At 32.7% G+C, this 24,624-nt stretch carries 24 protein-coding genes and 1 tRNA gene; 18 read left to right on the forward strand and 7 right to left on the reverse strand.

What is annotated here, in order from left to right:
• The first annotated feature begins 71 nt into the window (after positions 1 to 71).
• The 6 genes from WFZ85_RS03495 to WFZ85_RS03520 all read left to right on the forward strand — a co-directional run bounded on the left by WFZ85_RS03495 (position 72) and on the right by WFZ85_RS03520 (position 7,237).
• Entirely contained in the window at positions 72 to 2,435 is a 2,364-nt protein-coding gene (locus WFZ85_RS03495) for a glycoside hydrolase family 31 protein (RefSeq protein ID WP_342694900.1), read from the forward strand.
• Position 2,436: 1 nt separating this feature from the next.
• On the forward strand, positions 2,437 to 4,092 hold the full coding sequence (locus WFZ85_RS03500) for an alpha-amylase family glycosyl hydrolase (RefSeq protein WP_342694901.1): 1,656 nt from the start codon (positions 2,437 to 2,439) through the stop codon (positions 4,090 to 4,092).
• Positions 4,093 to 4,121: 29 nt separating this feature from the next.
• Positions 4,122 to 4,988 (forward strand): cupin-like domain-containing protein, encoded by an 867-nt coding sequence (locus tag WFZ85_RS03505; protein ID WP_342694902.1) that lies wholly within the window; start codon positions 4,122 to 4,124, stop codon positions 4,986 to 4,988.
• Positions 4,985 to 5,632 carry a glycerophosphodiester phosphodiesterase gene (locus WFZ85_RS03510; RefSeq protein WP_342694903.1) on the forward strand — a complete coding sequence of 216 codons (648 nt, stop codon included), beginning with the start codon at positions 4,985 to 4,987 and terminating at the stop codon, positions 5,630 to 5,632. Before WFZ85_RS03505 ends, WFZ85_RS03510 begins: the two co-directional genes overlap by 4 nt.
• 100 nt (positions 5,633 to 5,732) lie before the next feature.
• Positions 5,733 to 5,984, forward strand: a complete 252-nt coding sequence (locus WFZ85_RS03515) for a GxxExxY protein (RefSeq protein ID WP_342694904.1) — start codon at positions 5,733 to 5,735, stop codon at positions 5,982 to 5,984.
• A 38-nt stretch (positions 5,985 to 6,022) separates the two neighbouring features.
• Positions 6,023 to 7,237 (forward strand): BaiN/RdsA family NAD(P)/FAD-dependent oxidoreductase, encoded by a 1,215-nt coding sequence (locus WFZ85_RS03520; RefSeq protein ID WP_342694905.1) that lies wholly within the window; start codon positions 6,023 to 6,025, stop codon positions 7,235 to 7,237.
• Between the two features lie 316 nt (positions 7,238 to 7,553).
• Here WFZ85_RS03520 and WFZ85_RS03525 read toward each other — a convergent pair whose 3' ends face one another.
• Positions 7,554 to 8,030 (reverse strand): TspO/MBR family protein, encoded by a 477-nt coding sequence (locus WFZ85_RS03525; protein WP_342694906.1) that lies wholly within the window; start codon positions 8,028 to 8,030, stop codon positions 7,554 to 7,556.
• Positions 8,031 to 8,118: 88 nt separating this feature from the next.
• Between WFZ85_RS03525 and WFZ85_RS03530 the strand changes: the two genes are divergently transcribed.
• The 7 genes from WFZ85_RS03530 (at position 8,119) to WFZ85_RS03560 (ending at position 15,013) form a co-directional block, all read left to right on the forward strand.
• On the forward strand, positions 8,119 to 9,231 hold the full coding sequence (locus WFZ85_RS03530) for a diphosphomevalonate decarboxylase (RefSeq protein ID WP_342694907.1): 1,113 nt from the start codon (positions 8,119 to 8,121) through the stop codon (positions 9,229 to 9,231).
• 120 nt (positions 9,232 to 9,351) lie between these two features.
• A complete protein-coding gene (locus WFZ85_RS03535) occupies positions 9,352 to 9,702 on the forward strand; it encodes a four helix bundle protein (protein WP_342694908.1) in 351 nt (116 codons plus the stop codon).
• 38 nt (positions 9,703 to 9,740) lie between these two features.
• Positions 9,741 to 10,679 (forward strand): mevalonate kinase family protein, encoded by a 939-nt coding sequence (locus WFZ85_RS03540; protein WP_342694909.1) that lies wholly within the window; start codon positions 9,741 to 9,743, stop codon positions 10,677 to 10,679.
• A 9-nt stretch (positions 10,680 to 10,688) separates the two neighbouring features.
• Complete coding sequence (locus tag WFZ85_RS03545) at positions 10,689 to 11,618, forward strand: geranylgeranylglycerol-phosphate geranylgeranyltransferase (protein ID WP_342694910.1); 930 nt, start codon at positions 10,689 to 10,691, stop codon at positions 11,616 to 11,618.
• Positions 11,619 to 11,816: 198 nt separating this feature from the next.
• Entirely contained in the window at positions 11,817 to 12,749 is a 933-nt protein-coding gene (locus WFZ85_RS03550; RefSeq protein ID WP_342694911.1) for a pseudouridine synthase, read from the forward strand.
• A 69-nt stretch (positions 12,750 to 12,818) separates the two neighbouring features.
• Positions 12,819 to 13,181, forward strand: a complete 363-nt coding sequence (locus tag WFZ85_RS03555) for a nuclear transport factor 2 family protein (protein ID WP_342694912.1) — start codon at positions 12,819 to 12,821, stop codon at positions 13,179 to 13,181.
• A 65-nt stretch (positions 13,182 to 13,246) separates the two neighbouring features.
• Positions 13,247 to 15,013: a DUF885 domain-containing protein gene (locus WFZ85_RS03560; protein ID WP_342694913.1), complete on the forward strand. Its 1,767-nt coding sequence runs from the start codon at positions 13,247 to 13,249 to the stop codon at positions 15,011 to 15,013.
• 46 nt (positions 15,014 to 15,059) lie between these two features.
• On the opposite strand, the gene WFZ85_RS03565 is transcribed toward WFZ85_RS03560, so the two are convergent.
• From WFZ85_RS03565 to WFZ85_RS03580, 4 genes are all read right to left on the reverse strand, one after another.
• Positions 15,060 to 15,806 (reverse strand): hypothetical protein, encoded by a 747-nt coding sequence (locus tag WFZ85_RS03565; protein WP_342694914.1) that lies wholly within the window; start codon positions 15,804 to 15,806, stop codon positions 15,060 to 15,062.
• 147 nt (positions 15,807 to 15,953) lie between these two features.
• The gene (locus tag WFZ85_RS03570) at positions 15,954 to 16,706 is read right to left on the reverse strand and encodes a hypothetical protein (protein ID WP_342694915.1); all 753 of its coding nucleotides are present in this window, start codon (positions 16,704 to 16,706) and stop codon (positions 15,954 to 15,956) included.
• 239 nt (positions 16,707 to 16,945) lie between these two features.
• A complete protein-coding gene (locus WFZ85_RS03575; RefSeq protein WP_342694916.1) occupies positions 16,946 to 17,374 on the reverse strand; it encodes an Hsp20/alpha crystallin family protein in 429 nt (142 codons plus the stop codon).
• Between the two features lie 335 nt (positions 17,375 to 17,709).
• Positions 17,710 to 17,791 (reverse strand) — tRNA-Leu (locus tag WFZ85_RS03580).
• 111 nt (positions 17,792 to 17,902) lie between these two features.
• Here WFZ85_RS03580 and WFZ85_RS03585 point away from each other — a divergent pair.
• The 5 genes from WFZ85_RS03585 (at position 17,903) to WFZ85_RS03605 (ending at position 23,405) form a co-directional block, all read left to right on the forward strand.
• Positions 17,903 to 19,291, forward strand: coding sequence for a dipeptidase (locus WFZ85_RS03585; protein ID WP_342694917.1), 1,389 nt, complete (start codon positions 17,903 to 17,905; stop codon positions 19,289 to 19,291).
• A 336-nt stretch (positions 19,292 to 19,627) separates the two neighbouring features.
• Positions 19,628 to 19,999 (forward strand): BlaI/MecI/CopY family transcriptional regulator, encoded by a 372-nt coding sequence (locus tag WFZ85_RS03590; protein WP_342694918.1) that lies wholly within the window; start codon positions 19,628 to 19,630, stop codon positions 19,997 to 19,999.
• On the forward strand, positions 19,996 to 21,741 hold the full coding sequence (locus WFZ85_RS03595) for a M56 family metallopeptidase (protein WP_342694919.1): 1,746 nt from the start codon (positions 19,996 to 19,998) through the stop codon (positions 21,739 to 21,741). The genes WFZ85_RS03590 and WFZ85_RS03595 overlap by 4 nt, the downstream gene beginning before the upstream one ends.
• A gap of 6 nt (positions 21,742 to 21,747) precedes the next feature.
• Entirely contained in the window at positions 21,748 to 22,164 is a 417-nt protein-coding gene (locus WFZ85_RS03600; RefSeq protein ID WP_342694920.1) for a hypothetical protein, read from the forward strand.
• A gap of 140 nt (positions 22,165 to 22,304) precedes the next feature.
• Positions 22,305 to 23,405 (forward strand): DUF4407 domain-containing protein, encoded by a 1,101-nt coding sequence (locus WFZ85_RS03605; protein WP_342694921.1) that lies wholly within the window; start codon positions 22,305 to 22,307, stop codon positions 23,403 to 23,405.
• 80 nt (positions 23,406 to 23,485) lie between these two features.
• Here WFZ85_RS03605 and WFZ85_RS03610 read toward each other — a convergent pair whose 3' ends face one another.
• Both WFZ85_RS03610 and WFZ85_RS03615 read right to left on the reverse strand, forming a co-directional pair.
• Positions 23,486 to 24,184, reverse strand: a complete 699-nt coding sequence (locus WFZ85_RS03610) for a PH domain-containing protein (protein ID WP_342694922.1) — start codon at positions 24,182 to 24,184, stop codon at positions 23,486 to 23,488.
• Positions 24,185 to 24,254: 70 nt separating this feature from the next.
• Positions 24,255 to 24,623, reverse strand: coding sequence for an MmcQ/YjbR family DNA-binding protein (locus tag WFZ85_RS03615; protein ID WP_342694923.1), 369 nt, complete (start codon positions 24,621 to 24,623; stop codon positions 24,255 to 24,257).
• Position 24,624: the final 1 nt, after the last annotated feature.

Here is a 24,624-nt window from a genome sequence, read left to right on the forward strand (position 1 = left end):
ATAAGGCATGTAAGGAAGTATAAGAAACTTCCAACGACCTTATATGCCTTACATGGTTAAAAAAAAACAATATGAAAAAATTAATTCTATTACTATTAGCTACCACATTTTCATTTGCTCAAAATGTAAATAGAAAATACATTTCTCATCATTGGAAACAGAATTCCTTAATAATTCTAGTTAACGACGGAGAATACAGAATTAAAATGCTTTCTGATAAAATTTCGGAAACTACTTTTATCCCAAAAGGGCAAAAATTCGATTCCATTTCTCATGCAGTAATTATTGAGCCTAAAAATTTAAAAGTAACAAAAAAAGAAAATAAAAATGAAATAGAAATAGGTACAAAACACCTAACAGTAAATATTGAAAAATCTCCGTTTTCAGTTCATTATCTCAAAAACAATAACTTAATTATATTCGAAAAAAACGGCTACACTAAAAAAGATTCTATTGAAATGATTGATTTAAATATTACTTCAGATGAAGTATTATTTGGCGGTGGCGCAAGAGCACTAGGAATGAACCGTCGTGGCAATCGTTTGCAATTATACAATAGAGCGCATTATGGTTATGAAACACGCGCCGAACTGATGAATTTTTGTATTCCACTGGTTTTATCATCAAAATTATATGCCGTTCATTTTGATAACGCTGCCATTGGTTATCTCGATTTAGACAGTAAAAAAGACAATACGCTTTCTTATGAAACCATTTCAGGTAGAAAAACCTATCAAGTAATTGTGGGCGAAACTTGGAGTGATTTATTGTCAAATTATACCGATTTAACAGGTAAACAACCTTTGCCACCACGATGGACTTTTGGAAATTTCTCCTCACGATTTGGTTACCGTTCGCAAGAACAAGTAGAAAAAACTATAAAGAAATTTCAAGACGAAAAAATTCCTGTTGATGCGATTATTCTCGATTTGTATTGGTTTGGAAAAACTATAAAAGGAACGATGGGTAATCTCGATTGGGATAAAGAAACATTCCCAAATCCTGATAAAATGATTAGCGATTTGAATGCAAAAGGCATCAAAACCGTTCTAATTACTGAACCTTTTATTTTAACAACATCTTCGAAATGGCAAGAAACAGTCGATAAAAAAGTTTTAGCGACTACTAAGAATGATACGCCTGCAACATGGGATTTCTATTTTGGAAATACTGGCATTGTTGATGTGTTTAAACCTGAAGGAAAAGAATGGTTTTGGAATGTTTATAAACGACTAATTAATCAAGGTGTTGCGGGACTTTGGGGCGATTTAGGCGAACCCGAAGTTTTTCCTTCATTTGCTAAAACATTTGGTGGAACTGCCGATGAAGTCCACAATATTTATGGACACCATTGGGCAAAACTCATTGCTGAAGGTTATAAAAAAGATTTTCCAAAACAAAGACCGTTTATTTTAATGCGAGCAGGATATTCAGGAAGTCAACGTTTTGGGATGATACCATGGAGCGGCGATGTTTCTCGAAGTTGGGGTGGTTTGCAGTCGCAAATGGAAATAGCTTTGCAAATGGGAATGCAAGGTATGGCATACATACACTCTGATTTAGGCGGATTTGCTGGTGATTATTATGATAACGAATTGTATTTGCGCTGGCTGCAATATGGTGTTTTTAATCCTATTTTCCGTCCGCATGCTCAAGATGATGTTGCTTCTGAAGTAGTTTATAAAGATATTGTAACTATGGAAACAGCCAAAAAATCGGTGGAATTGCGTTATCAATTATTGCCTTATAATTATACTTTAGCCTATCAAAATTCGGTATCAGGGCAACCTTTTATGCGTCCTTTGTTTTTTGCAGAACCAAATAATGAAAGACTACTAAACGAAAAGGAGAGTTATTTATGGGGAAATAACTTTTTAATAAAACCAATAACCAAAAGAGGTGAAACCTCAACAGACGTCTATTTTCCAAAATCATCCAATTGGTTTGACTTTTATACCGACAAAAAATACGAACGCGGAACAACCCACAATGTTACTGTAAATCCTGAAAATATTCCAACCTATGTTCGTGGTGGCAGTTTCATCCCAATGAAAACATCGCTTCAAAACACGTCAAATTATTCTTTAAACTATTTTGATTTGCATTATTATTTTGATGAAGATTGTAAAGCTTCAATGGATAATTTATTTCATGATGACGGCACTTCCCCAAATACTATTGAAAACGGCAATTATGAATTGATGCGATTTACCTCTATGTCTATCGATGAAGGCACAGTAATTACTTTCAATAGCAATATTGGAAAAAATTACAATCCAACAGATAAAATTGTTACTCTAAAAATTCATAATTGTAACCCAAAATCGATTTATGTTGATGGAAAAATTACTTATTTTACGAAAGAAAACAATAGTATAATGATTCCTATTTCATGGTTAAAAAATACAACCCCTGAAATTAAATTAGAATTTTAAAATGAAAAAAATAATCCTTTCTATTTCTGCTTCGCTCCTATTCATTAGCTGTAATTCAACCAAGGAAGTAACTTATAAACAACAATCTAAAACACCTTTTGTTTGGGAAAGTGCCAATGTCTATTTTCTATTAATTGACCGTTTTAAAAATGGTAATGCAGCGAATGACAAAATAATTAATCGAACAAAACCTACAGGAAAACTTCGTGGGTTTGAAGGTGGTGATATTCGTGGAGTTATTCAAAAATTAGACGAAGGTTATTTTACCGATTTGGGTATCAACGCGATTTGGATGACACCTGTTGTAGAGCAAATTCATGGCAGCGTTGATGAAGGAACTGGAAATACTTATGGTTTTCATGGCTATTGGACTAAAGATTGGACAGCTATTGATCCCAGTTATGGTACGCGAGCTGATTTAAAAGAATTAGTAGATAAAGCGCATTCCAAAGGAATTAGAATTATACTCGATGCAGTAATCAATCATACTGGTCCAGTTACTGAATTGGATCCCGTTTTCCCCAGCGATTGGGTTAGAACTTCGCCAAAATGTACTTACAACTCGTATGACACTTTCATAAATTGTACGTTAGTTGAAAATCTTCCCGACGTTTTAACTGAAAGCAACAAAGAAGTTTCTTTGCCACCAATGCTAGTTGAAAAATGGAAAAAAGAAGGACGCTATGAACAAGAAGTAGCCGAACTAGATGCTTTTTTTAAAAAAACAGGTTATCCTCGTGCACCTCGATATTATATCATGAAATGGTTGGCAGATTACATTGCCGATTTTGGAATCGATGGCTACAGAGCTGATACCGTGAAACACACTTACGAAGATGTTTGGAAAGATTTTGAAACCGTTTGTCAATCAACTTTTGAGGAATACAAAAAAAATAATCCAGCAAAAGTGCTTGACGATAACAAATTCTTTACCGTTGGTGAAGTATATGGTTACAATATCAGCGGAAAAAAGTTCTATGATTTTGGAGACAAAAAGGTAGACTATTTTATAAATGGATTTTCTAGTTTAATCAATTTTGATTTTAGAAACGAAGCCAAAATGAATTATGAAGACTTATTTTCAAAATACAATTCGATACTTCAAAACGATTTAAAAGGCTACAGCGTAATGAATTATGTTTCATCGCATGATGATGGATATCCCTTTGACAAGCAAAGAGAAAAGATTTTTGAAGCAGGAACAAAACTCTTATTAACTCCCGGAATTTCTCAAGTTTATTATGGTGATGAAACATCTAGACCGTTAGATATTCCTGGTACACAAGGTGATGCTACACTACGTTCTTTTATGAACTGGGAAGAATTTGAATTTAATAAAACGACCTATAAAATTCATGAGCATTATAAAAAGTTAGGACAATTTAGAGCTAATCACCCAGCAATAGGCGCAGGAATTCATAAACAAATTTCTAGCACTCCTTATGTTTTTAGTCGTACCTTCGTAAAAAATAATTACAAAGACGAAGTAGTAGTAGGTTTAGATTTACCATCTGGTAAAAAAGAAATAAACGTAGGTACTATTTTTGCAAATGGGACCAAAGTCAAAGATGCTTATTCTGGAAAAACAGCAATAGTTGAAAATAAAAAAGTAAGTATCGATACGAATTACAACATCGTATTACTTGAAAAAATGTAAGATTTAATACAAAAACACCTTTATAAATTATGCCTTTTGAATACATTGAAATTGAAAGAGTTGAAAAACTTACTAAAGAGGAATTTATAAAAAATTACTACAAACCTCAAAAACCTGTGGTGGTGACTAATCAAATTGAAGATTGGCCCGCTTTTACAAAATGGAATTTTGACTTTTTAAGAGAAGTTGCAGGCGATAAAACTGTCCCGTTGTATGACAGTCGAAAAACCGACTACACTAAAAAAGTGAACGAGCCCGATTTTACAATGACAATGTCTGAGTATATCGATATTTTAGAAAAAGGACCAACAGATTTACGCATCTTTCTTTATAACCTTATGAAAGATGTGCCATCAATGAAAGACGATATGAAGTGGCCCGATTTAGGTCCGAGATTACTAAAAAGTTTACCATTGGTGTTTTTCGGAGGTGAAGGTGCAAAAGTTTTTATCCATTATGATATTGATTTTCCAAATCTTTTTCACTTTCATTTTCAAGGAGAAAAACAATGTATCATCATTGACCCAAAAGAAACCAAATACATGTATCGTCTTCCCTATTCTTGGCTCTGCCACGAAGATATAGACTTTGAAAACCCTGATTTTGATAAATTTCCTGCTTTAAAACATGTTAAACCTTATATTACCCACTTAAAGCACGGCGAAATGTTATACATGCCCGAAGGTTGGTGGCACTATATGAAGTATTTAACACCCGGTTTTTCATTAAGCTTACGTTCATTGGCAAGCAAACCTAGTAATTTATTGAAAGGATTTGCAAATGTGGCCATTATTCGACACTATGATAATTGGATGCGAAAAAGAAAAGGGCAAGCGTGGCTTGACTATAAAGATGAAGAAGCCATCCGTCGTACCAATGCTTTATTGACTAAATGATACTAATTGGACATCGTGGAGCAAAAGGACACCTAGCCGAAAATACTTTGGCTTCTTTCGAAAAAGCTTTACAACTCAATGTCGACATGATAGAATTAGACGTTTTTTTGAGTAAAGACACTATTCCAGTTGTCATTCACGATAAGACAATAGATAGAACAACTTCTGGCTTTGGTTTGGTTTCTAGTTTTTCTGTACGTGAACTTCAAGAATTTGGCATTCCTTCTTTACAAGATGTTTTTCAATTGGTTAATAATCAATGTGACATTAATGTTGAAATCAAAGAATTTGAAGCGGTAAAAAGCATTTTGGATTTAATAGATTCGAATATTTTTTCAAAAGACAAAATCTTGATTTCGAGTTTTGATTGGAATGCTTTGCAAGAAGTTCGGTTTCATGATGATGAAATTCGGATTGGTGTTTTAACCGAAACTGATTTAGAGCTCGCCATAGCCTTCGCCAAATTTATAAAAGCTTACTCCATTCATCCTCACTATAAATTGCTCAACAAAGAAAACGTGGCACAAATGCAATCTCGAAATTTTAAAGTTTTTCCATGGACGGTTAATGACCAAACAGACATTACCTTTGTGAAGTTTTTGAATGTTGATGGCATAATAACGGATTATCCCGATAGAATATAGATTTATAACCATTAAGAAAGTTAAGAGAATTAAGCTAGATACAAGCGAATTACACTTAAAAATTGAAAAATGACAAAAAAAGAAGTAACTCAATTATCGTATGAAATTAGTTGATTACTATGATTTACAATTGGAGAATCCTTTACGACTAGATTTACTTGTAAATGATTGTATAATAGTTGAATTAAAAACAGTTGAAAAGTTTCATCCAATAGACGAAGCAAAATTGATGACTTATATGAAATTATTAAGTATTCCTCAAGGATTGTTGATTAATTTTAATTCTACAAATATTACAAAATCTACAAAGCCTCTTGTAAATGAATATTTCTTTAGATTAGCAGATGAATAATCTTAATGAAACTTAATGACCTTAATGGTTTAAAAAACATGAACTCAAACTTTGATATAATAATCGTTGGTGGCGGTGCAGCAGGGTTTTTTACGGCTATTAATATCGTAGAAAATAATCCGCATATAAAGGTTGCTATCCTCGAAAGAGGAAAAAGCGTTTTAGAAAAAGTTAGGATTTCTGGTGGCGGACGATGTAATGTGACGCATGCTTGTTTTGTTCCCAATGATTTGGTTAAATTTTATCCTCGTGGAGAAAAAGAATTGCGCGGACCATTTCATCAATTTTGTTCGGGCGATACTATTGAATGGTTTGAGAAACATGGTGTGGAATTGAAAATAGAAGATGATGGTCGCATGTTTCCCACAACGGATAATTCACAAACCATTATAAATTGCTTTTTGATTGCGGTTAAAAAATTGAAAATTGAAGTTTTGACCGGACAAAGTGTGCAATCGATTTTTAAAGGAAATGACTATTGGAAAGTGGAAACTAATCATGAAACCTACTCGTGTCAAAAGCTAATAATGACTACAGGTAGTAATCCTAAGATATGGGAAATGCTACAAAATATAGGACACACGATTGTTTCGCCTGTTCCTTCATTATTTACTTTTAATATCAAAGATAGCCGAATTGCAGCTTTAATGGGTGTTTCAGCTTTCGCCAAAGTAAAAGTAAAAGACACAAAGCTTGAAGCTGTTGGACCATTATTAATTACCCATTGGGGCATGAGTGGACCAGGAATTTTAAGACTTTCAGCTTGGGGTGCCATTATTTTGGCTGAAAAAAAGTATCAGTTTATCATACAAGTCAACTGGTTGGGTGATGCCACGTTTGAAGCAACTTTAGAGCAATTAAAAGAACTAAAACACGAACACGCTAAAAAAGTTGTTTCTAAAAAATCACCTTTTGAGTTACCAAATCGATTGTGGGAGAGTTTGGTCTTAGCTTCCCAAATTGATAGCGAAGTGAAATGGGCAGATTTATCCAAAACACAGCTCACAAATTTGGCCAGCCAATTGACCAACGGCGAATTTCAAGTGAACGGGAAAAGCACTTTTAAAGAAGAGTTTGTTACTGCTGGTGGCATTGATTTAAAGGAAATACACTTCAAGACCATGGAAAGCAAATTGCACGAAAACTTATTTTTTGCTGGCGAAATTGTTAATATTGATGCTATCACTGGCGGATTTAATTTTCAAAATGCTTGGACAAGTGGATTTATTGTGGCAAATAGTGTGGTTGACTAATTTATCCTTTATTCGATTTTAAAAATTTATCGGTCGTTAACCCTTGTCATTGCTACAACTGTCGACGTCATAAAGGTTACTGTCGGTGTCAAATTAGCTTTTGAGGGCGTCATATGTTTTACTGTTGGTGACAAAAACGTTTTTGCCGATAGCAAATTTGTTTTTAATGATGTCAAAAGCATTTTTGTCGATAGCAAATTGATTTTTGGTGGTGTCAAAAGAGTTTCAGAGGAGGACAAATTAATTTCTAATCGTGTCAAAAGAGTTTCCGTTTAACGCACATCTATTTTTGTCGTGGTTAAAAACAATTCGATTTTTAACTATTCAACCACCAAATACTTCCGTTTAAAACTGTAGCGAAACTTACCCAAGCTAAATAAGGTACTAAGAGCATTCCGGCTACTTTATCAATCTTTTTAAACTGGTTATAGGTTTCAAATATCAATAACCACAACAAAATTATTTCGATTAAAGCTAACAAAGGATTTTGTAAACCAAAGAAAAGATATGACCACAAAGCATTTAAAGCTAATTGTAAAATAAAAAATTTAAATGCCTTTTTTACATTCTCTTCATCGGTTTCCATACGATTCCAAATCATGCCACCAGCAACACCCATCATAATGTATAAAATAGTCCAAACAGGAGCAAAAATCCAATTTGGCGGATTAAAAACGGGTTTTACCAATGTTGGATACCAAGTGGTAATGCTTTCGCGAGTAACCATTCCTGATAAATAACCAATAATAACACATGTGGTTACAACTAAAGCAATTCTTACAATCTTTTGCATTGGATAAATGTTTAAATAAAAGCCAAATATACTAAACAAATCAGCTGTCCTTTTATAAAAAAAGTATCTTTGCTGAAATTTAGAATTTATGGTAACCGAAAAGGATTTTGTATTTACCAGCGCAGCCAATACAATTGATGCAGGTGATTTTCAATGGAGTGCACCAAGTAATATTGCTTTAGTAAAATATTGGGGGAAAAAAGAAAACCAAGTTCCAGCCAACCCTTCGATTAGTTTTACATTGAATAACTGTAAAACAATCACCAAACTCTCATTTGTTAAAAAAAATAGCACGATTACGATTGGCGCCACAAAAGAGAAATTTTCATTTGATTTGCTATTCGAAGGAAAACCCAAAGAAGATTTTAAGCCAAAAATTCAAAAATTCTTTGAGCGCATCGAAAAATATTGTCCTTATTTAACCGAATATCATTTTATCATTGCTACCGAAAATACTTTTCCGCATAGTTCTGGCATTGCGTCATCGGCTTCAGGCATAGCGGCATTGGCCATGAATATTATGAGTTTGGAAAAAGCTTTGAACCCAAAAATTACCGCAGCATTTTTTTATCAGAAAGCTTCTTTCTTAGCACGATTGGGTTCGGGAAGTGCGTGTAGAAGTGTGAAAGGAAGTGTTGTAGTTTGGGGCAAACATGCAGCAATAAATGGAAGTTCCGATTTATTTGGGGTGGAATTTTCGGGGCAAATTCATGCTAATTTTAAAAATTATCAAGACACGATTTTGCTAGTAGATAAAGGCGAAAAACAAGTTTCGAGTACGGTTGGCCATGATTTGATGCACAATCATCCATTTGCAGCACAACGATTTGCGCAAGCTCACGAAAACTTATCCAAAATAAAATCTGTTTTAGAAACTGGTAATCTGGAAGCATTTATAACGATTGTTGAAAGTGAAGCGCTGACTTTGCATGCTATGATGATGACATCACTTCCCTATTTTATACTGATGAAACCCAATACATTGGAAATCATTAACAAAATAAGGAAATTCAGAAGCGAAACGAAAATTCCTGTTTGTTTTACATTGGATGCAGGAGCAAACGTACATGTTTTGTATCCCGAAAACGTTAGAGAAACAGTGTTGCAATTTATTAAGGACGAATTAGTTGGCTATTGTCAAAATGGTAACTATATTTGTGACACAATTGGAAATGGGAGTCAATTGATAATTGATAATTGATAATTGATAATTGATAATTGATAATTGATAATTGATAATTGATAATTGATAATTGATAATTGATAATTGATAATTGATAATTGATAATTGATAATTGATAATTGATAATTTAAAAAATGAATGGCGAGAGAGAATGTTATCAAAGAAAAATCTTTTTTGTTTGCCATCGAAATTGTTTCTCTTTACAAAGTTTTAGTCGAGAGAAAAGAATATGTTTTATCAAAGCAATTATTACGTTCAGGAACATCAATTGGAGCAAATGTTAGAGAATCTGAACATGCACAAAGTAAGGCTGATTTTATTCATAAATTATCTATTTCATTAAAAGAAGCAAACGAAACAGAATATTGGTTAGATTTACTATTTGAAACTAATTATTTAACGGAAGTTGAATTTCAAAAGATTAAACCAAAAACAATAGAAATATTAAAATTGCTTACTAGTATAATTAATACTTCAAAAACAAAATAATTATCAATTATCAATTGTTAATTATCCATTAAATAAATATGAAAGGACCATTATTTTACTCGAAAATTCTTCTCTTTGGAGAATATGGAATTATCAAAGATTCCAAAGGTTTATCAATTCCTTACAATTTTTACAACGGCGCTTTGAAAGTCGACGAAAATCCTTCTTCAGCTGCCATTGAATCCAATGCCAGTTTGAAACGGTTTGTTACTTATTTGGAACAATTGCAAAAAGACCAACCCGAGTTGGCCACTTTCAATATGGAAGTTTTAAAAACTGATGTAGAACGTGGCATGTATTTCGACTCGAGTATTCCACAAGGCTATGGTGTTGGAAGTAGTGGTGCTTTGGTAGCTGCTATTTATGATAAATATGCTAATGATAAAATCACGGTTTTAGAAAATTTAACTCGTGAAAAACTGTTACAATTAAAAATTATTTTCTCTCAAATGGAATCTTTTTTCCACGGAAAAAGTTCGGGCCTTGACCCATTAAACAGTTATTTGAGCATTCCAATTCTTATTAATTCAAAAGATAATATTGAAGCAACCGGAATTCCATCTCAAAGTGCCACTGGAAAGGGTGCTGTGTTTTTAATAGACTCAGGTATTGTGGGAGAAACTGCTCCAATGGTAAACATTTTTATGGAAAAACTAAAAGAAGAAGGTTTCCGAAACATGCTAAAATCGCAGTTTATAAAATATACTGATGCTTGTGTGGAAAGTTTCTTGGGTGGCGATATGAAATCGTTATTTGCCAATACGAAACAATTATCTAAAGTAGTTTTGAATAATTTCAAACCTATGATTCCTGAGCAATTTCATGGCATTTGGCAACAAGGAATTGACACTAACGATTATTACTTAAAACTTTGCGGTTCTGGTGGTGGCGGTTATATTCTTGGTTTCACCGAAGATTTAGAAAAAGCAAAAAAATCGTTGAAAGACTATGAATTAGAAGTGGTTTACCAATTTTAATTCCCTAAAATGACCAACCGAAAAACTAAACTATTGTTACTGAAAATCTTCAGTATGTTTTCTGTTGTTCGTGGTTATAACATTCCCATTATTGCACTGGCTCAGTATCTTTCGGCCGTTTTTATTTTTTCTCCCAACAAAAGAGCCCTTGACGTTGTTTTAGATTTCAATCTTTTTATTCTTGTTGTTGCTTCTAGCTTAACAATTGCCTCTGGTTATATCATCAACAATTTTTATGATAGCAAAAAAGACCTTATTAATCGTCCCAACAAGTCACAATTGGACCGATTGGTGCGACAAAAAACCAAGCTTCAAGTTTATTTTAGTATTAACTTTATTGTTTTTCTGTTAGCTTTTTTTGTGTCCTTTAGAGCCGTTTTGTTTTTTTCGGTGTATATCTTTTTGATTTGGTTTTACTCTCATAAACTAAAGAAGATAGTGGTTGTTGGAAATTTGACTGCCTCGTTTTTAGCGGTTTTGCCTTTTTTTGCCATTTTATTGTATTATAAAAACTTATATCCACAAATTTTTGCTCACGCTACCTTTCTCTTTTTATTGCTTTTGATTAGAGAAATGATAAAAGATTTAGAAAATATAAAAGGAGATATTGCCAATAATTACCAAACCATTTCAGTGTTGTATGGCGAAAATATTTCCAAAAAAATAATCACTTTACTAACCGTTTCAACAATTATCCCAATCTATTTTTTGGTGGAAATTTTTGAAGTAGGTTATATGGACATTTATTTCTATGTTAGTTTGATTGTTCTAATTTTCTTTTTACAAATGTTGTGGAAATCTAATTCCAAACTTGATTACTTAAAACTACACAATATCCTAAAATTTCTTGTCGTTTCGGGTGTGTTTTGCATTGTCCTTATTGAACCCGATGTGCTGATCCATGGGAAAAAAGTTATAGAGACTGTCATCATAAAATAAGTTAAAACGCTACAATATTTAGCCCAGATAGAAGCAAGTATCCTTTTTATTTGTCTTGCCGCGGTTTTAAACCCGTGGCAAGACAAATAAAAAGATACTGCGGATAGCTGGAAATAGCTCCAAAAAAAGCAACAGAAATGCGTATCTTTGCCCTTTCATGGTCAAAATGACCAAAATGAAAAAGTTAATACACTATTTATGAATAACAAGGAAGGCAACAATAAAAGAAGTAGTTCACGACCCAATAGTTCGCGACCCAATTCTAATAAGCCAAAACCTGCTATGGCAAAAAGAGCACAAGGACCAAAAAAAGTGAAGCCAACTACAGAAACTGTAACAGATAAAAAGAAATCTGCAGCGCCTGGTCGTGTATCAAGAACACCAAAGTCAGCACAAAATAATATTTCAAAACCGTTAAAATCAGACGATATTCGTTTGAATAAATACATTTCAAACTCGGGTGTTTGTTCTCGTCGTGATGCTGATATCTACATCCAATCAGGAAATGTGAAAGTAAATAATGTAGTAATCACTGAAATGGGTTACAAAGTTAAACCTGGTGATGTGGTAAATTTTGATGGTTCTGTTTTAACACCAGAGCGCAAAGAATACATCGTTTTGAACAAACCTAAAAACTTCACTACTTCCAATGAAGATGATGCTGATCATAGAAATGTATTGGAATTAGTTCGTGGAGCAACCAAAGCAAACATACAACCTATTGGCAGAATGGATAAAAACACCACGGGTTTATTGTTATTTACTAACGACACTGATATGGTTAGAAAATTCAGTTTACCTAATCAAAAATCTGCAAAAATCTACCAAGTCACCTTGGATAAAAATTTGAAATTTGAAGATTTAGAAAAAATTTCAAATGGTGTAACTTTAGATGGACACAAGCTTTATGTAGATGAAATCTCCTATGTTGAAGGCGAACCTAAAACTGAAATTGGTTTGAAATTAAGAACTCCAAACGTGAAGGTGGTTCGCGCCATTTTTGAAAGTTTTAAGTATGATGTTATAAAAATAGACCGTGTTGCTTTTGCAGGTTTAACCAAAAAGAATCTACCACGTGGTAATTGGCGTTTTTTAACAGAGCAAGAAATTATCAATTTGAAAAACGTTTAAAAACAAAATATTTACAATCCATAAATCCTCAAGTTTATTCGAACGCGAGGATTTTTTATATAAAAAACTATGTCAACAGAAAAAAATTTATCCATTGCACATCTTTGGTTTGAAGCGTTTAATGCTCATAATCTTGAAAAATTGTTGTCATTATATGATGACGATGCACAACATTATAGTCCTAAATTAAAAATACGCCAACCTGAAACTAATGGGTTGGTTTCGGGAAAAGAGGCATTGCGTTCCTGGTGGCAAGATGCTTTTGACCGTTTGCCAACATTGCATTATAAAGTGACGTCGTTAACATCTAATGCTGATAGGGTTTTTATGGAATATGTTCGAAAGGTAGCTAATGAAGAAGATATGCTAGTTGCAGAAGTATTAGAAACCAAAGAAGGGAAGATTATCGCATCAAGAGTTTATCACGGATAATTCTCAATTTATCTTCAATAGTTCAAAAAATAGTATAGCTTTACAACACTAAAACAAATTTATTTATGAAAAAAGTAATCCAATTTTCACTGGTAATTTTTTTATCCTTGCTTTTCATTAACTGTAAATCAGAGAAAAAAGAACAAGATTTTAAAGCACTAACCGATTCTTATTTTGATGGTAAAAATGAATTAAGCCCATTGGAAGCGACTCTAAATGGTCAAGAACAATACAATGACCAATTGGTTTTTGAGATGACTGACTCCTACCGGAAAAAGCGAAGAACTTTTTTTGAAAAATACCTAACCGATTTAAAAAGCATTGATACCACACAACTTAGCGTTGAAGAAAAGATCAGTTATGACATCATAAAATGGGAATCTGAAATTGGGATTTCATTATTAAATCAAAATGCCAATTTGATGCCCATTCATCAGTTTGACGGAACGCATTTAACAATGGGTCAGTTTGCTAGTGCAGAAAGTGCGCAACCATTTAAAACAGAGAAAGACTATCAAAATTTCTTGAAAAGAATTGATTTGTATTCCATTTGGATAGACTCAGCGCTGGTGTATATGAAAAAAGGAATGAAAGAAAAAGTGGTTTTACCCAAAGCGTTAACTGTAAAAATCATTCCTCAATTTGAAGAATTAATCACAGCGAAAGTAGAAGATAATTTGTTTTATTCTAGCTGTAAAAAATTCCCCGCTGATTTTACTGCGGAACAAAAAAATACATTTTCAAAACAATATGCAACAGCCATTGAAGAAAAACTCATTCCACAATTTCAGAAATTTATAAGCTTTATGAAGACCGAATATCTTCCGGCAAGCAGAGCAACAAGTGGCATCGCAAGTATAAAAGGAGGAAATGATTTATATAAAATATATGTAAAACAACAAACAACAACTGATAAAACTCCGGATGAAATTCACCAATTAGGGTTGAAAGAAGTTGCTCGAATTAGAGCTGAGATGGAAAAAGTAAAAGACCAAGTAGGTTTTAAAGGATCTATTACTGAATTTTTTGATCATGTAAGAAATAAAAAAGAGTTAATGCCTTTTAAAAAACCAGAAGAAGTCCTAGCTAATTTTGAAAAAATTCACGAAATTATAAAACCTAATGTGGACAAGTTTTTTTCATTACAACCGAAAACTCCTTTCATTATAAAAAGAACGGAAGCATTTAGGGAAAAAACTGCTAGTGCAGAATATGTTCAAGGATCAGCAGACGGCACAAGACCAGGAACTTTCTACGTTCCTATTCCTGATGTTACACAATATAATTATTATGGTGATGAAGATTTGTTTTTGCACGAAGCCATTCCTGGTCATCATTTCCAAATTTCGTTGCAACAAGAAAATGCCGCTTTACCCGATTTTAGAAAATACAATTGGTTTGGCGCTTATGGTGAAGGTTGGGCATTATATACCGAAAGTTTAGGGAAAGATTTAGGATTATATACTGATCCTTATCAATATTTTGGAATGTTGGGCAATGAAATTCATCGTGCTATTCGATTGGTTGTGGATACTGGAATACATTCAAAAGGTTGGACACGCGAACAGGCTATTAAATATTCATTAGAAAATGAAGCTGAAAGCGAGTCAAGTATTATTGCTGAAATTGAGCGTTACATGGCTTGGCCAGGACAAGCATTATCATACAAAATTGGTCAGTTAAAAATAGTGGAGTTGCGTCAAAAAGCGCAAGACAAAATGGGAAACAAATTTGACATCAAAATTTTTCACCAAAAAGTTTTAGAGTCAGGAGTTATGCCGTTGGCATTATTGGAAAAGAAAATTAATAACTGGATTGCGACCGGAAAATAAGTTAGAAATGCTTCTCTCCCGAAATTTCGGGAGAGAGGCATTTTTTTTAATCTGTAATACTCTTTTCTAAATTAGAGAAATCTATAGCGTGCCCATGAACATCATAAAACGAATAATGGTATTTTAACTTCCCGTCAAGTTCTTCTATTTTTAAAAACATTTGGTAGAAACCCTGACTCCATTCAACAATAATGTGATATTGATACTTTCCTATACCAAAACTACCAGGTAAATTACTGGTGTAAAGCAATTTTTTTGATTTTAAATTGAGAACATTTACCTCAATATTTTGATAAGCACCTATTTCTTCGTTATCTACTTTTTTACCCAGATAGTCAACGCTTGCCTTTGCTTTCGATTTTTTATTCTTTTCTTTATTACTATTGTAATCATCTTTTATGGAAAAAATAACATCTTTTAAAGAGCTTTTACCGGCATTTAGCAACGAAAATCGAATTTGATGATGATACATTAATCTATGGACTTTTTTATCACCTTCATCCATGGCAGTATCTTCGCTTAAATCATTATTGACAATTTCAATAATTGGTAAATTTTGCCCTGTTGTTAAACCTATTGGTGCCGATTTTAATTTTCTGATATTTTGCTCGGCAACTTCAACCACTCTATCTCTTTCCACAATTTCGGCATGAAGTACTTCAATTTGTTTTATTGCTTCGTCTAATTCTTTTAACTTCGAAGCTGGCACATTACTATTCTCATTTTTATAAAGAAGGTAAACTGATAATGCTAGTAATACAAATCCAAAAAATGCTAAAAACGCAGTTATCATAAGGTTTATCTTTCAGTAGAACAAATACTGTAATTAATTGATTATGTTGTAAAAATATAGCAATTTTAAAAAGGTTTCGCAAGTGATAATCATAATATGTAAACACATTATCAACCAAAAATTAGCTGACGGTTATAAACGGACACATTATTTCACTATGCCATTTTTCAATTTGTCGAAATCAATTGGCTTTCCGTTACTATCATAATACTCATAAACATAATTGAGCTTGCCATTAACTTTATTAATCTTGACCTGAATTTGATAAAAACCACATTTCCATTCTACAATTACATTAAAAATATATCCATCAGCACCATATTCTGTAGTCATGGTGCTAGCATAAACCAATCGCCGCGATTTTAAGTTCAAAGTATTGATATTAAAATTTTCAAATGTTCCAATTTCTAAATCATTAGTTGCCACACTTTCATCTTCCACATTACCTATAGTTCGGCTTTTCATTTCAATTTTTCTAGGATCATTGTAAATATCTTTAACGGACACAATTACATCTTTCAGCGAATTCTTCCCAACATTAAAAAGATAAAATCGAAATTGATAAGTCAATAACTTACCTGATTTTTTACTTTTTCTCTTTTTGTTGGATAAATCTAAATCAGTGATTTCAATTAACGGAATATTTTTACCTAGCATCGCAGCAAACTCATCAGACTTTGGAAAAACTACACTTGTCGCTTTAATAGGTAAATTCTTTTTTTGAACTATTTGGTTGTTAAGACTTTCTATTTTCTTTTTGGCTTTTTCAAGTTCTTTTTTGGTTTCCGCGACTTCATCACGCGTTGAACTTATTCCTTGGTATAAGAAAAAAATGGATAGCAAAATTAGAAAATAACCTAGCAGTGTTAAAATTAGAATTCCAAGTGATTTGTTCTTCATTAGATATTTCTATGAGATAGCGAACGAATGTACAGCCTCAAAAGTGAAATTAAAAATTTAAACGATAAACAGTAATTTTTACTGGATAAAGTAACTTCATGTGTAGATAATGCTTAATCTAATTAGGAAAAAATAAATTCAACAGAAAGTGTAACAACTAATTGCGTAACTCTTTAAATTTAGTATAAAAAAAAGCTTTCAAAAATTTGAAAGCTTTAAAATTAGTGTACCGATAACGATTAAGTAATTTCAATCAACCTTTTAGGTTTTGGTAACGCTTCTTCCCGTTTCGGTAGCGATATATTCAAAACACCGTTTTCATAATTAGCTTGCACCGCATCAACATTTACAGTCTCGGGAAGATTAAATACTCTTTTAAACGAATTTGAAGAATATTCTTTTCGTGAGTAGTGTTCCCGATTTGTTTCATTGTCATACTCTTTTTCAGAAGAAATACTCAATGTTTTTTGGCTGATTTCTACTTTTAAATCTTCTTTTTTAAATCCAGGTGCGTAAACCTCTACCGTAAAGTTCACATCATTTTCTTTAATGTTTACCGCTGGTAATGTGCTCTTAAAATCTTGAGTTCCGCCATTCCAGTCTGCTCTAAAAATCTCATCTAAAAATGATGGAAAAATTAAATTGTTGTTTCTTTTAATTAAGTCCATAATACATAAAATTTAAAGTTAAACATTTTACAATTTACAAAAAAAAGGCCATAGTTATATGAAAGAAAAAAAGGCATACTTGAAAAACTGAAAGATGTCATACTGACAGACTTACAATAGAATTCATGAAAAATTTTCAGTAAAAAAACCACTAAAATGATTTGAAGAGAATTTTAGCAAAGTTGTGAAAAAGTAACTCTTTCTTCAATTGCAGTTTACTCAATTATAAAGACGCATACATTCAAAATAAACAACCGTTTGTTTAAAATTAAGAAAAGAGTAAAACAAAAATCCCTTTAATCAGTTGACTAAAGGGATTTAAAATATAACTTTTGTGCGGATAATAGGACTCGAACCTACACGCCTTGCGGCACCAGATCCTAAGTCTGGCATGTCTACCAATTTCACCATATCCGCAAAAATTGTGAATGCAAATATAAAGATTAAAATGAATTATAAATTATGAATTATGAATTTTTTTAAAAGTCTTTTTTAGTAATTTTGAATCAATAAATTACAAACTAAATAATGGATAATATAAAAAACTACGTTCAAGAAAACAAAGAACGATTTATAAACGAATTAATTGAATTATTAAAAATTCCCTCGGTAAGCGCAGACAGCGCTTATGCTCAAGATGTTATCAATACGGCTGAAGCTGTAAAAGCAAGTTTGGATAAAGCAGGATGCAAACACATAGAAATTTGCGAAACGCCAGGTTATCCAATTGTTTTTGGCGAACATATCATCGACGCATCTTTACCCACAGTTTTGGTTTATGGCCATTATGACGTTCAACCACCAGATCCAATGGAATTATGGACTTCACCACCATTTGAACCTGTAATAAAAACTACCGAAATTCACCCTGATGGAGCTATTTTTGCTCGTGGCGCATGCGATGACAAAGGTCAAATGTACATGCATGTGAAAGCTTTTGAATATATGATTGCCAGCGATTGTTTGCCTTGCAACGTAAAATTCATGATTGAAGGCGAAGAAGAAGTGGGTTCAAAATCGTTAAGTTGGTTTGTAGAACGCAACCAAGAAAAATTAGCTTGTGACGTCATCTTAATATCTGACACCGGAATGATTTCAAACCAACAACCTTCGATTACGACAGGTTTGCGTGGTTTAAGCTATGTAGAAGTTGAAGTTACAGGTCCAAATCGCGATTTACATTCTGGATTGTATGGCGGCGCAGTTGCCAATCCAATAAATGTGTTGACCAAAATGATTGCGTCACTTCACGACGAAAACAATCACATTACTATTCCTGGCTTTTATGACAAAGTCGAAGAACTTTCTACCGCTGAAAGAGCCGAAATGGCCAAAGCTCCTTTTGTTTTAGAAAATTATAAAAAAGCATTAGACATCGCCGACGTTCATGGCGAAACAGGTTATTCAACCAACGAAAGAAACTCCATTCGTCCAACGCTGGATGTAAACGGAATTTGGGGTGGTTATACTGGCGAAGGTGCCAAAACCGTAATTGCCAGTAAAGCTTTTGCAAAAATATCCATGCGCTTAGTTCCAAATCAAGATTGGGAAGAAATCACCGAATTGTTTAAAAATCACTTTGAAAGTATTGCGCCAAAATCAGTGAAAGTAACAGTAAAACCGCATCATGGCGGACAAGGTTATGTTACTCCAATCGACAGTATTGGCTACAAAGCCGCTAACAAAGCGTATACTGAAACCTTTGGTGTTCAGGCTATTCCTGTTCGTTCTGGCGGAAGTATTCCAATTGTAGCTTTATTCGAAAAAGAGTTGAAATCAAAAACTATTTTGATGGGATTTGGTCTCGACAGCGACGCCATTCACTCACCAAACGAGCATTTTGGGATTTTCAATTACTTAAAAGGAATTGAAACTATTCCTTTGTTTTATAAATATTTTGTGGAGTTGAGTAAGTAAATTTTCTACACTAAACCCTGTCAGTCCCGAAGTCTCGGGATAAACTCTGACAGGGTTAAAATTTCAATCCGTTTATTCTTTACTGAGTAAACGGATTTTTCTTTTGGGCGTTACCTTGTTGCAGAACGTTTTGTCTATAATTTGAAAATTTCCTAAGCAACAAGGTCGGGCTTTACGTTACAATCTTTCCCTTTTTAAACAAAAAAGGAAAAGGATTTCCACTGCAATCCCTAACGCAAACCCAACCAAAAGGAAATAAATGTTAAATTTTCATTCTACACTTGTAGAATGAAAAATTAATTCTACATTTGTAGAGTTAATTCTAAAAATGTAGAAATGCAATTATCCAATTCTGAAGAACAACTAATGGAACATTTATGGAAACTTGAAAAAGCTTTCATGAAAGATTTGCTAGAAGCATTTCCAGAACCAAAACCTGCAACAACAACCGTTGCCACACTTTTAAAACGAATGATTGATAAAAAATTTGTGGCTTACAACGAGTTTGGAAATTCACGAGAATATTATCCATTAGTCAAAAAATCGGATTATTTCTCGAAACACGTGAACGGTTTAATTAAAAATTTCTTCGACAATTCAGCATCACAGTTTGCTTCCTTTTTTACAACCGAAACTAATCTTTCGGAAAAAGAACTGGAAGAACTTAAAAAAATTATTGATGTTCAACTTCAAAAAAAGAAAAAATGATAAACTTCATAATAACATCATCGGTTTGTTTGAGCATTTTTCTAGCTGCCTATTATTTGCTTTTAGAAAAAGAAAAAATGCACAACTTCAATAGATTTTACCTATTGGGTTCGATTATAATTTCATTTGCGATTCCATTTTTGACATTTGAAATTATCAAAATTGTTCCGGCTGTACAGCATTTTGACACTATTGTCGACGAACCCTTCATTATTCCATCAACAGAAACCTATATTGAAGAAAAAACAGTTTACATGCCCAACGTTTTATGGAGTTTGTACGGAATAATTAGCATGCTACTTTTAGTAAGATTTGGTAAAAATATCTGGAAACTTATTTCGAAAGCAAGGTCAAATCCATCGGTAAACTATCAAAGTGCCAAACTAGTTTTAATAGAAGAAAGAATACTTCCTCACACATTTTTAAACTCAATTTTCATCAATTTCGATGATTATAATAAAAGTAGCATTGAAGACGAATTATACGCCCACGAATTGGTTCATGTAACGCAAAAACATACGTTAGACATTTTGTTTATCGAAATTCTCAAAGTTATATTTTGGTTCAATCCGTTGTTTTATTATTACAAGAAAGCTATTCAACTCAATCACGAATTCCTTGCCGATGAAGCCATTGTTAAAACTTATAACAATGTTCTATTCTACCAAAATTTACTTTTGCAAAAAAGCAACAACGTTCAAACGATTTACTTGGCCAGTAATTTGAATTATTTAGTAACCAAAAAACGACTACTCATGATGACGAAAAACACTTCGCGAAAAATGGCACTATTAAAAAAAGTTGCAATTATTCCAATTCTTGCCGGATTAATTTACTTTTTCTGTATTGAAGTTGTAGCGCAAGAAAAAACAATAGAAAAAGCCACAACAGCAGTTGAAGTTTCTGGTATTGAATTAAGCGATTCTACTATTGATGACAAAAAAAGAGACAAATACTACTCAGGAGTTCGTATTATTTTAATAGATAATCGATACGATTTAGAAATCAATAAAATGTACGAGGATTTAACATTAGAAGAGAAAAGAAGGTATTTAAACTGGATTCCAAAAAGTATAAGTGAAAAAGAACTTCCTGCAGCATTATTTGAAAAAATGAAAACCCAAAACATGGCAGTTTGGATTAACGAAAAAGTAAGTTCTAAAGAGGAAATCAAGAAATACAAACGAACCGATTTTAACTATTATACCTACAGTTTTGTTCACAAAAATGCTAGATCAAAACGTTTCCCTCAAGAATACCAATATGCACTGTACACAAAAAAATATTTTGATAAAAATTTAAAAAATAGTCATTTAAAATTCAAAGGAGATACTCTAAAAATGAGAATTTCAAATTTTGATAGAGTACAGAAAAATAAAGAAAAGAAAGAAAATGATAAAGAAAATATAGCTTTTCAAGATACAACTAAAGTTTATACTAGTATTGACTTAACAGAAAAACCAAGTTTCAATGGTGGTTTTGAAGCCTTTTATAAATATATTGGTTCCAGTTATAAAGTTCCTGAACAAGTGACAAAAAACAAATTAAAAGGCAGAGTTTTTGTTCAATTTATTATCGAAAAAGATGGCAGTTTGTCTAACATTAAAACGCTTCGAGATATGGGTTACGGCACTGGAGATGAAGCAATACGAGTTTTAAAAGAATCCCCAAAATGGACACCAGGAAAGGTAAAAGAGAAACCAGTTCGGACTATGTATAGTTTGCCTATTTCAATACAATAAAAACAAATGAATTTCAAAATCATTTTCTTTTCTATCATTATTTTAATGCTTTCTGGTTGTAAAACCAACCAAACGGTTAATGGATTAAAAGAAGGTAAATGGATATTAACAGACACAGTAAATAACGATGTCCTTAAAATTGTAGAGAAATATAAAAAAGGCAATGAAGTTAAAACGTGGAAAATTTTTAAAAACAAAAAAATCTACAAGACCGAAAAATACAAAGGCACAATTTGCCATGTTATTTATTATTATCCCAACGGAAAAAAGAGTCTCGAAGGCAACACAAAATTAGAGATTAAAGAAGATGAAACACATTGGTTCTACCACGACGAATGGAAAGTATTTGACGAAAAAGGAAAGCTAATAAAGTTAAAATATTATGAAAGTGGTATTCAACTTTCAGAAATTGAGGTTAAATAATCCGCTGTAATAAGCGGATTTTTCTTGTAAAACAAGCGACAAATTAGTAGCTAACTAAACTAATTTCCATCAACTTACAACATTACCTATTTTTTGGCGTTATAATTGTATTGTTATCATTAATCAAAAATCAATCAATCATGTTAAAACGTTTTTTTCTTCTTTGTTCTGGTGTCGATACTGACATTGTGAACGGTTGTTCCAACGGCGAACAAAACAAATATGCCGGAATTGGGGCCACAGTTTTCTTCACTGCTGTTATGGCGTTTATCGCCGCTTCTTATGCTTTATTTACCGTTTTTGACAACGTTTATATTGCTATTGCTTTTGGTTTAGTTTGGGGATTTTTAATCTTCAATCTCGACCGATTTATCGTATCGACTATCAAAAAAAGAGATAATTTTCTAGACGAATTTATTCAAGCTTCGCCGCGAATTATTTTGGCAATAATCATTGCTGTAGTAATTTCAAAACCTTTGGAAATCAAAATTTTTGAAAAAGAAATCAATACCGTTTTATTAAAAGAAAAAAACGAAATGGCTTTGGCAAATAAAAAGCAAGTTGCCAATTACTTTCAAAGTGATTTGGATAAAAACAAAGCACAAATAGATAGTTTGAAAAGCGATATTACCAAAAAAGAAAAAGAAGTAAACGATTTATACTCAACTTATATCACCGAAGCTGAAGGAACAGCCGGAACCAAAAAGTTAGGAAAAGGTCCAGTTTATAAAGAAAAACGCGAAAAACACGATGCGGCTTTGCAAGATTTAGCCACTTTGAAAACAACTAATCAAACAAAAATTGCCGATTTGGAAGTTAAAGCCAAAACGCTACAAGCTGACCTAGACAAAAAAGTAACCGAAACCCAACCTATTATTGATGGTTTCGACGGATTAATGGCGCGAATTAATGCTTTGAACAAATTGCCTTGGTTGCCATCCTTCTTTATTATGTTGTTATTTTTAGCAATAGAAACTTCGCCTATTATTGCCAAATTATTATCGCCAAAAGGTGAATATGATTTCAAACAAGAAGATGGCGAAATGGGCATTAAAAACGCAATAGCTCAAAATCGTTATCAAAGTGACTTGCAACGAAAAACCGATGCTGAAATCTATGATAAAGTGTACGCTGATATCAAAGACGACAAGGAATTGTACAATTACAAGAAAAAAGGCGCAACCGAATTATTGAAACTTCAAGCCGATGGTTTTGTAGAAAAACAAAAGAAATCAATGTAGTTTAATTGCATAAGTACATAGAAAAAACCCTGTCAGAGTTTGAAACTCTGACAGGGTTAATTTTAAAGAAAAATACACTTTTACATATATTTTATAATCTCAGCTTTCAACTTATCATACTCGCCTTGAAGAATTAATCCGTTGTCTAACAATTTTTTATAGTTTTGAAGTTTAGAAAAAAGTGCTTCTTGCGATAGATCTGATAAACCATTTTTGTCATCAGGAAATTGCTTTTCATCTCTGTAGCCAGAAACAGGAATAATTTCTGCAAAATTGGTTACTTCTTCCGCTTGAACTTCTTCGATAGCTTCTGCTTCTTCAATAATTTCAACAGGAGTTTCAACAGCTTTTGGTTCGTCAATTATTGGTGAATTCACAACCGGATTTTTCAATAAATCCAATTGCTCTTTGGCAAAAGTATATAACTTTCGGGCTTGATTTTTTGGTAAATAATCTACCGTATGCGTTAAATCAGACTTGGTAGAAAACGTAAATTCCGCACCCAAAATTCCTTCTTTTACAAAACTTGCTGCAACATCATCCCAATCATAATCAACAAATTCCATGGATAATCCTAGATTTTTTGGTTTGCAAAGAATAATTCGCTTATTGGTTACCACAATACTATCGGGTAAAATAGTTACGGCAGGTTTTTTTTGTACTGCAATGTATCCTATTTCTTCATTAGACATCAATAGATTATCAAGTTTCGAAATTATCTTCTCGATGGCTTTTGGATCTTGATCTTCGTTTAATATTTTCTTTAAATTATCAATCATTTATTCTGAATTTATTTCAGAATCTTTCGATTCTTGTTGTTTCTATATAATTGTTTCGCAAAAGTAATACCTAAATCTCATTTTTAAACGCTTCTCGTTCTTTTTTTGGCAAACCGGCCACGACCAATTCGTAGGAATGATTGATAAAATGAATAATTTTTTTATCATCAACTTCTTTGTTTACAAAAACAGTGTTCCAATGCTTTTTATTGGAATGATATCCTGGCGTAACGCTTTCAAATTTTTCTCGAAGTTCTATCGCATAATTTGGATCACATTTTAGATTTACAGATGGATTGCCATTTTCCCAATCTTTTAGCGAGGCCAAACAAAACATTTTTCCGGCTACTTTAAACACTAAAGTATCTTCATCAAACGGAAAATGTTCGGTTACCCCTTTTTTAGAAAGACAGTATTCATAGAGTTGTTGGATGTTCATT

The organism is Flavobacterium aureirubrum, from assembly GCF_038739835.1.
Taxonomy (GTDB): Bacteria; Bacteroidota; Bacteroidia; order Flavobacteriales; family Flavobacteriaceae; genus Flavobacterium; species Flavobacterium aureirubrum.

Coding starts and splice junctions, on each gene's coding strand:
- WFZ85_RS03540 (WP_342694909.1), top strand. CDS start 9,741: ATGAAAGGACCATTATTTTACTCGAAAATTCTTCTCTTTGGAGAATAT.
- WFZ85_RS03570 (WP_342694915.1), bottom strand. CDS start 16,706: ATGAAGAACAAATCACTTGGAATTCTAATTTTAACACTGCTAGGTTAT.
- WFZ85_RS03575 (WP_342694916.1), bottom strand. CDS start 17,374: ATGGACTTAATTAAAAGAAACAACAATTTAATTTTTCCATCATTTTTA.
- WFZ85_RS03545 (WP_342694910.1), top strand. CDS start 10,689: ATGACCAACCGAAAAACTAAACTATTGTTACTGAAAATCTTCAGTATG.
- WFZ85_RS03520 (WP_342694905.1), top strand. CDS start 6,023: ATGAACTCAAACTTTGATATAATAATCGTTGGTGGCGGTGCAGCAGGG.
- WFZ85_RS03560 (WP_342694913.1), top strand. CDS start 13,247: ATGAAAAAAGTAATCCAATTTTCACTGGTAATTTTTTTATCCTTGCTT.
- WFZ85_RS03500 (WP_342694901.1), top strand. CDS start 2,437: ATGAAAAAAATAATCCTTTCTATTTCTGCTTCGCTCCTATTCATTAGC.
- WFZ85_RS03555 (WP_342694912.1), top strand. CDS start 12,819: ATGTCAACAGAAAAAAATTTATCCATTGCACATCTTTGGTTTGAAGCG.
- WFZ85_RS03585 (WP_342694917.1), top strand. CDS start 17,903: ATGGATAATATAAAAAACTACGTTCAAGAAAACAAAGAACGATTTATA.
- WFZ85_RS03615 (WP_342694923.1), bottom strand. CDS start 24,623: ATGAACATCCAACAACTCTATGAATACTGTCTTTCTAAAAAAGGGGTA.
- WFZ85_RS03495 (WP_342694900.1), top strand. CDS start 72: ATGAAAAAATTAATTCTATTACTATTAGCTACCACATTTTCATTTGCT.
- WFZ85_RS03605 (WP_342694921.1), top strand. CDS start 22,305: ATGTTAAAACGTTTTTTTCTTCTTTGTTCTGGTGTCGATACTGACATT.
- WFZ85_RS03565 (WP_342694914.1), bottom strand. CDS start 15,806: ATGATAACTGCGTTTTTAGCATTTTTTGGATTTGTATTACTAGCATTA.
- WFZ85_RS03505 (WP_342694902.1), top strand. CDS start 4,122: ATGCCTTTTGAATACATTGAAATTGAAAGAGTTGAAAAACTTACTAAA.
- WFZ85_RS03595 (WP_342694919.1), top strand. CDS start 19,996: ATGATAAACTTCATAATAACATCATCGGTTTGTTTGAGCATTTTTCTA.
- WFZ85_RS03515 (WP_342694904.1), top strand. CDS start 5,733: ATGAAATTAGTTGATTACTATGATTTACAATTGGAGAATCCTTTACGA.
- WFZ85_RS03610 (WP_342694922.1), bottom strand. CDS start 24,184: ATGATTGATAATTTAAAGAAAATATTAAACGAAGATCAAGATCCAAAA.
- WFZ85_RS03535 (WP_342694908.1), top strand. CDS start 9,352: ATGGCGAGAGAGAATGTTATCAAAGAAAAATCTTTTTTGTTTGCCATC.
- WFZ85_RS03510 (WP_342694903.1), top strand. CDS start 4,985: ATGATACTAATTGGACATCGTGGAGCAAAAGGACACCTAGCCGAAAAT.
- WFZ85_RS03525 (WP_342694906.1), bottom strand. CDS start 8,030: ATGCAAAAGATTGTAAGAATTGCTTTAGTTGTAACCACATGTGTTATT.
- WFZ85_RS03590 (WP_342694918.1), top strand. CDS start 19,628: ATGCAATTATCCAATTCTGAAGAACAACTAATGGAACATTTATGGAAA.
- WFZ85_RS03530 (WP_342694907.1), top strand. CDS start 8,119: ATGGTAACCGAAAAGGATTTTGTATTTACCAGCGCAGCCAATACAATT.
- WFZ85_RS03550 (WP_342694911.1), top strand. CDS start 11,817: ATGAATAACAAGGAAGGCAACAATAAAAGAAGTAGTTCACGACCCAAT.
- WFZ85_RS03600 (WP_342694920.1), top strand. CDS start 21,748: ATGAATTTCAAAATCATTTTCTTTTCTATCATTATTTTAATGCTTTCT.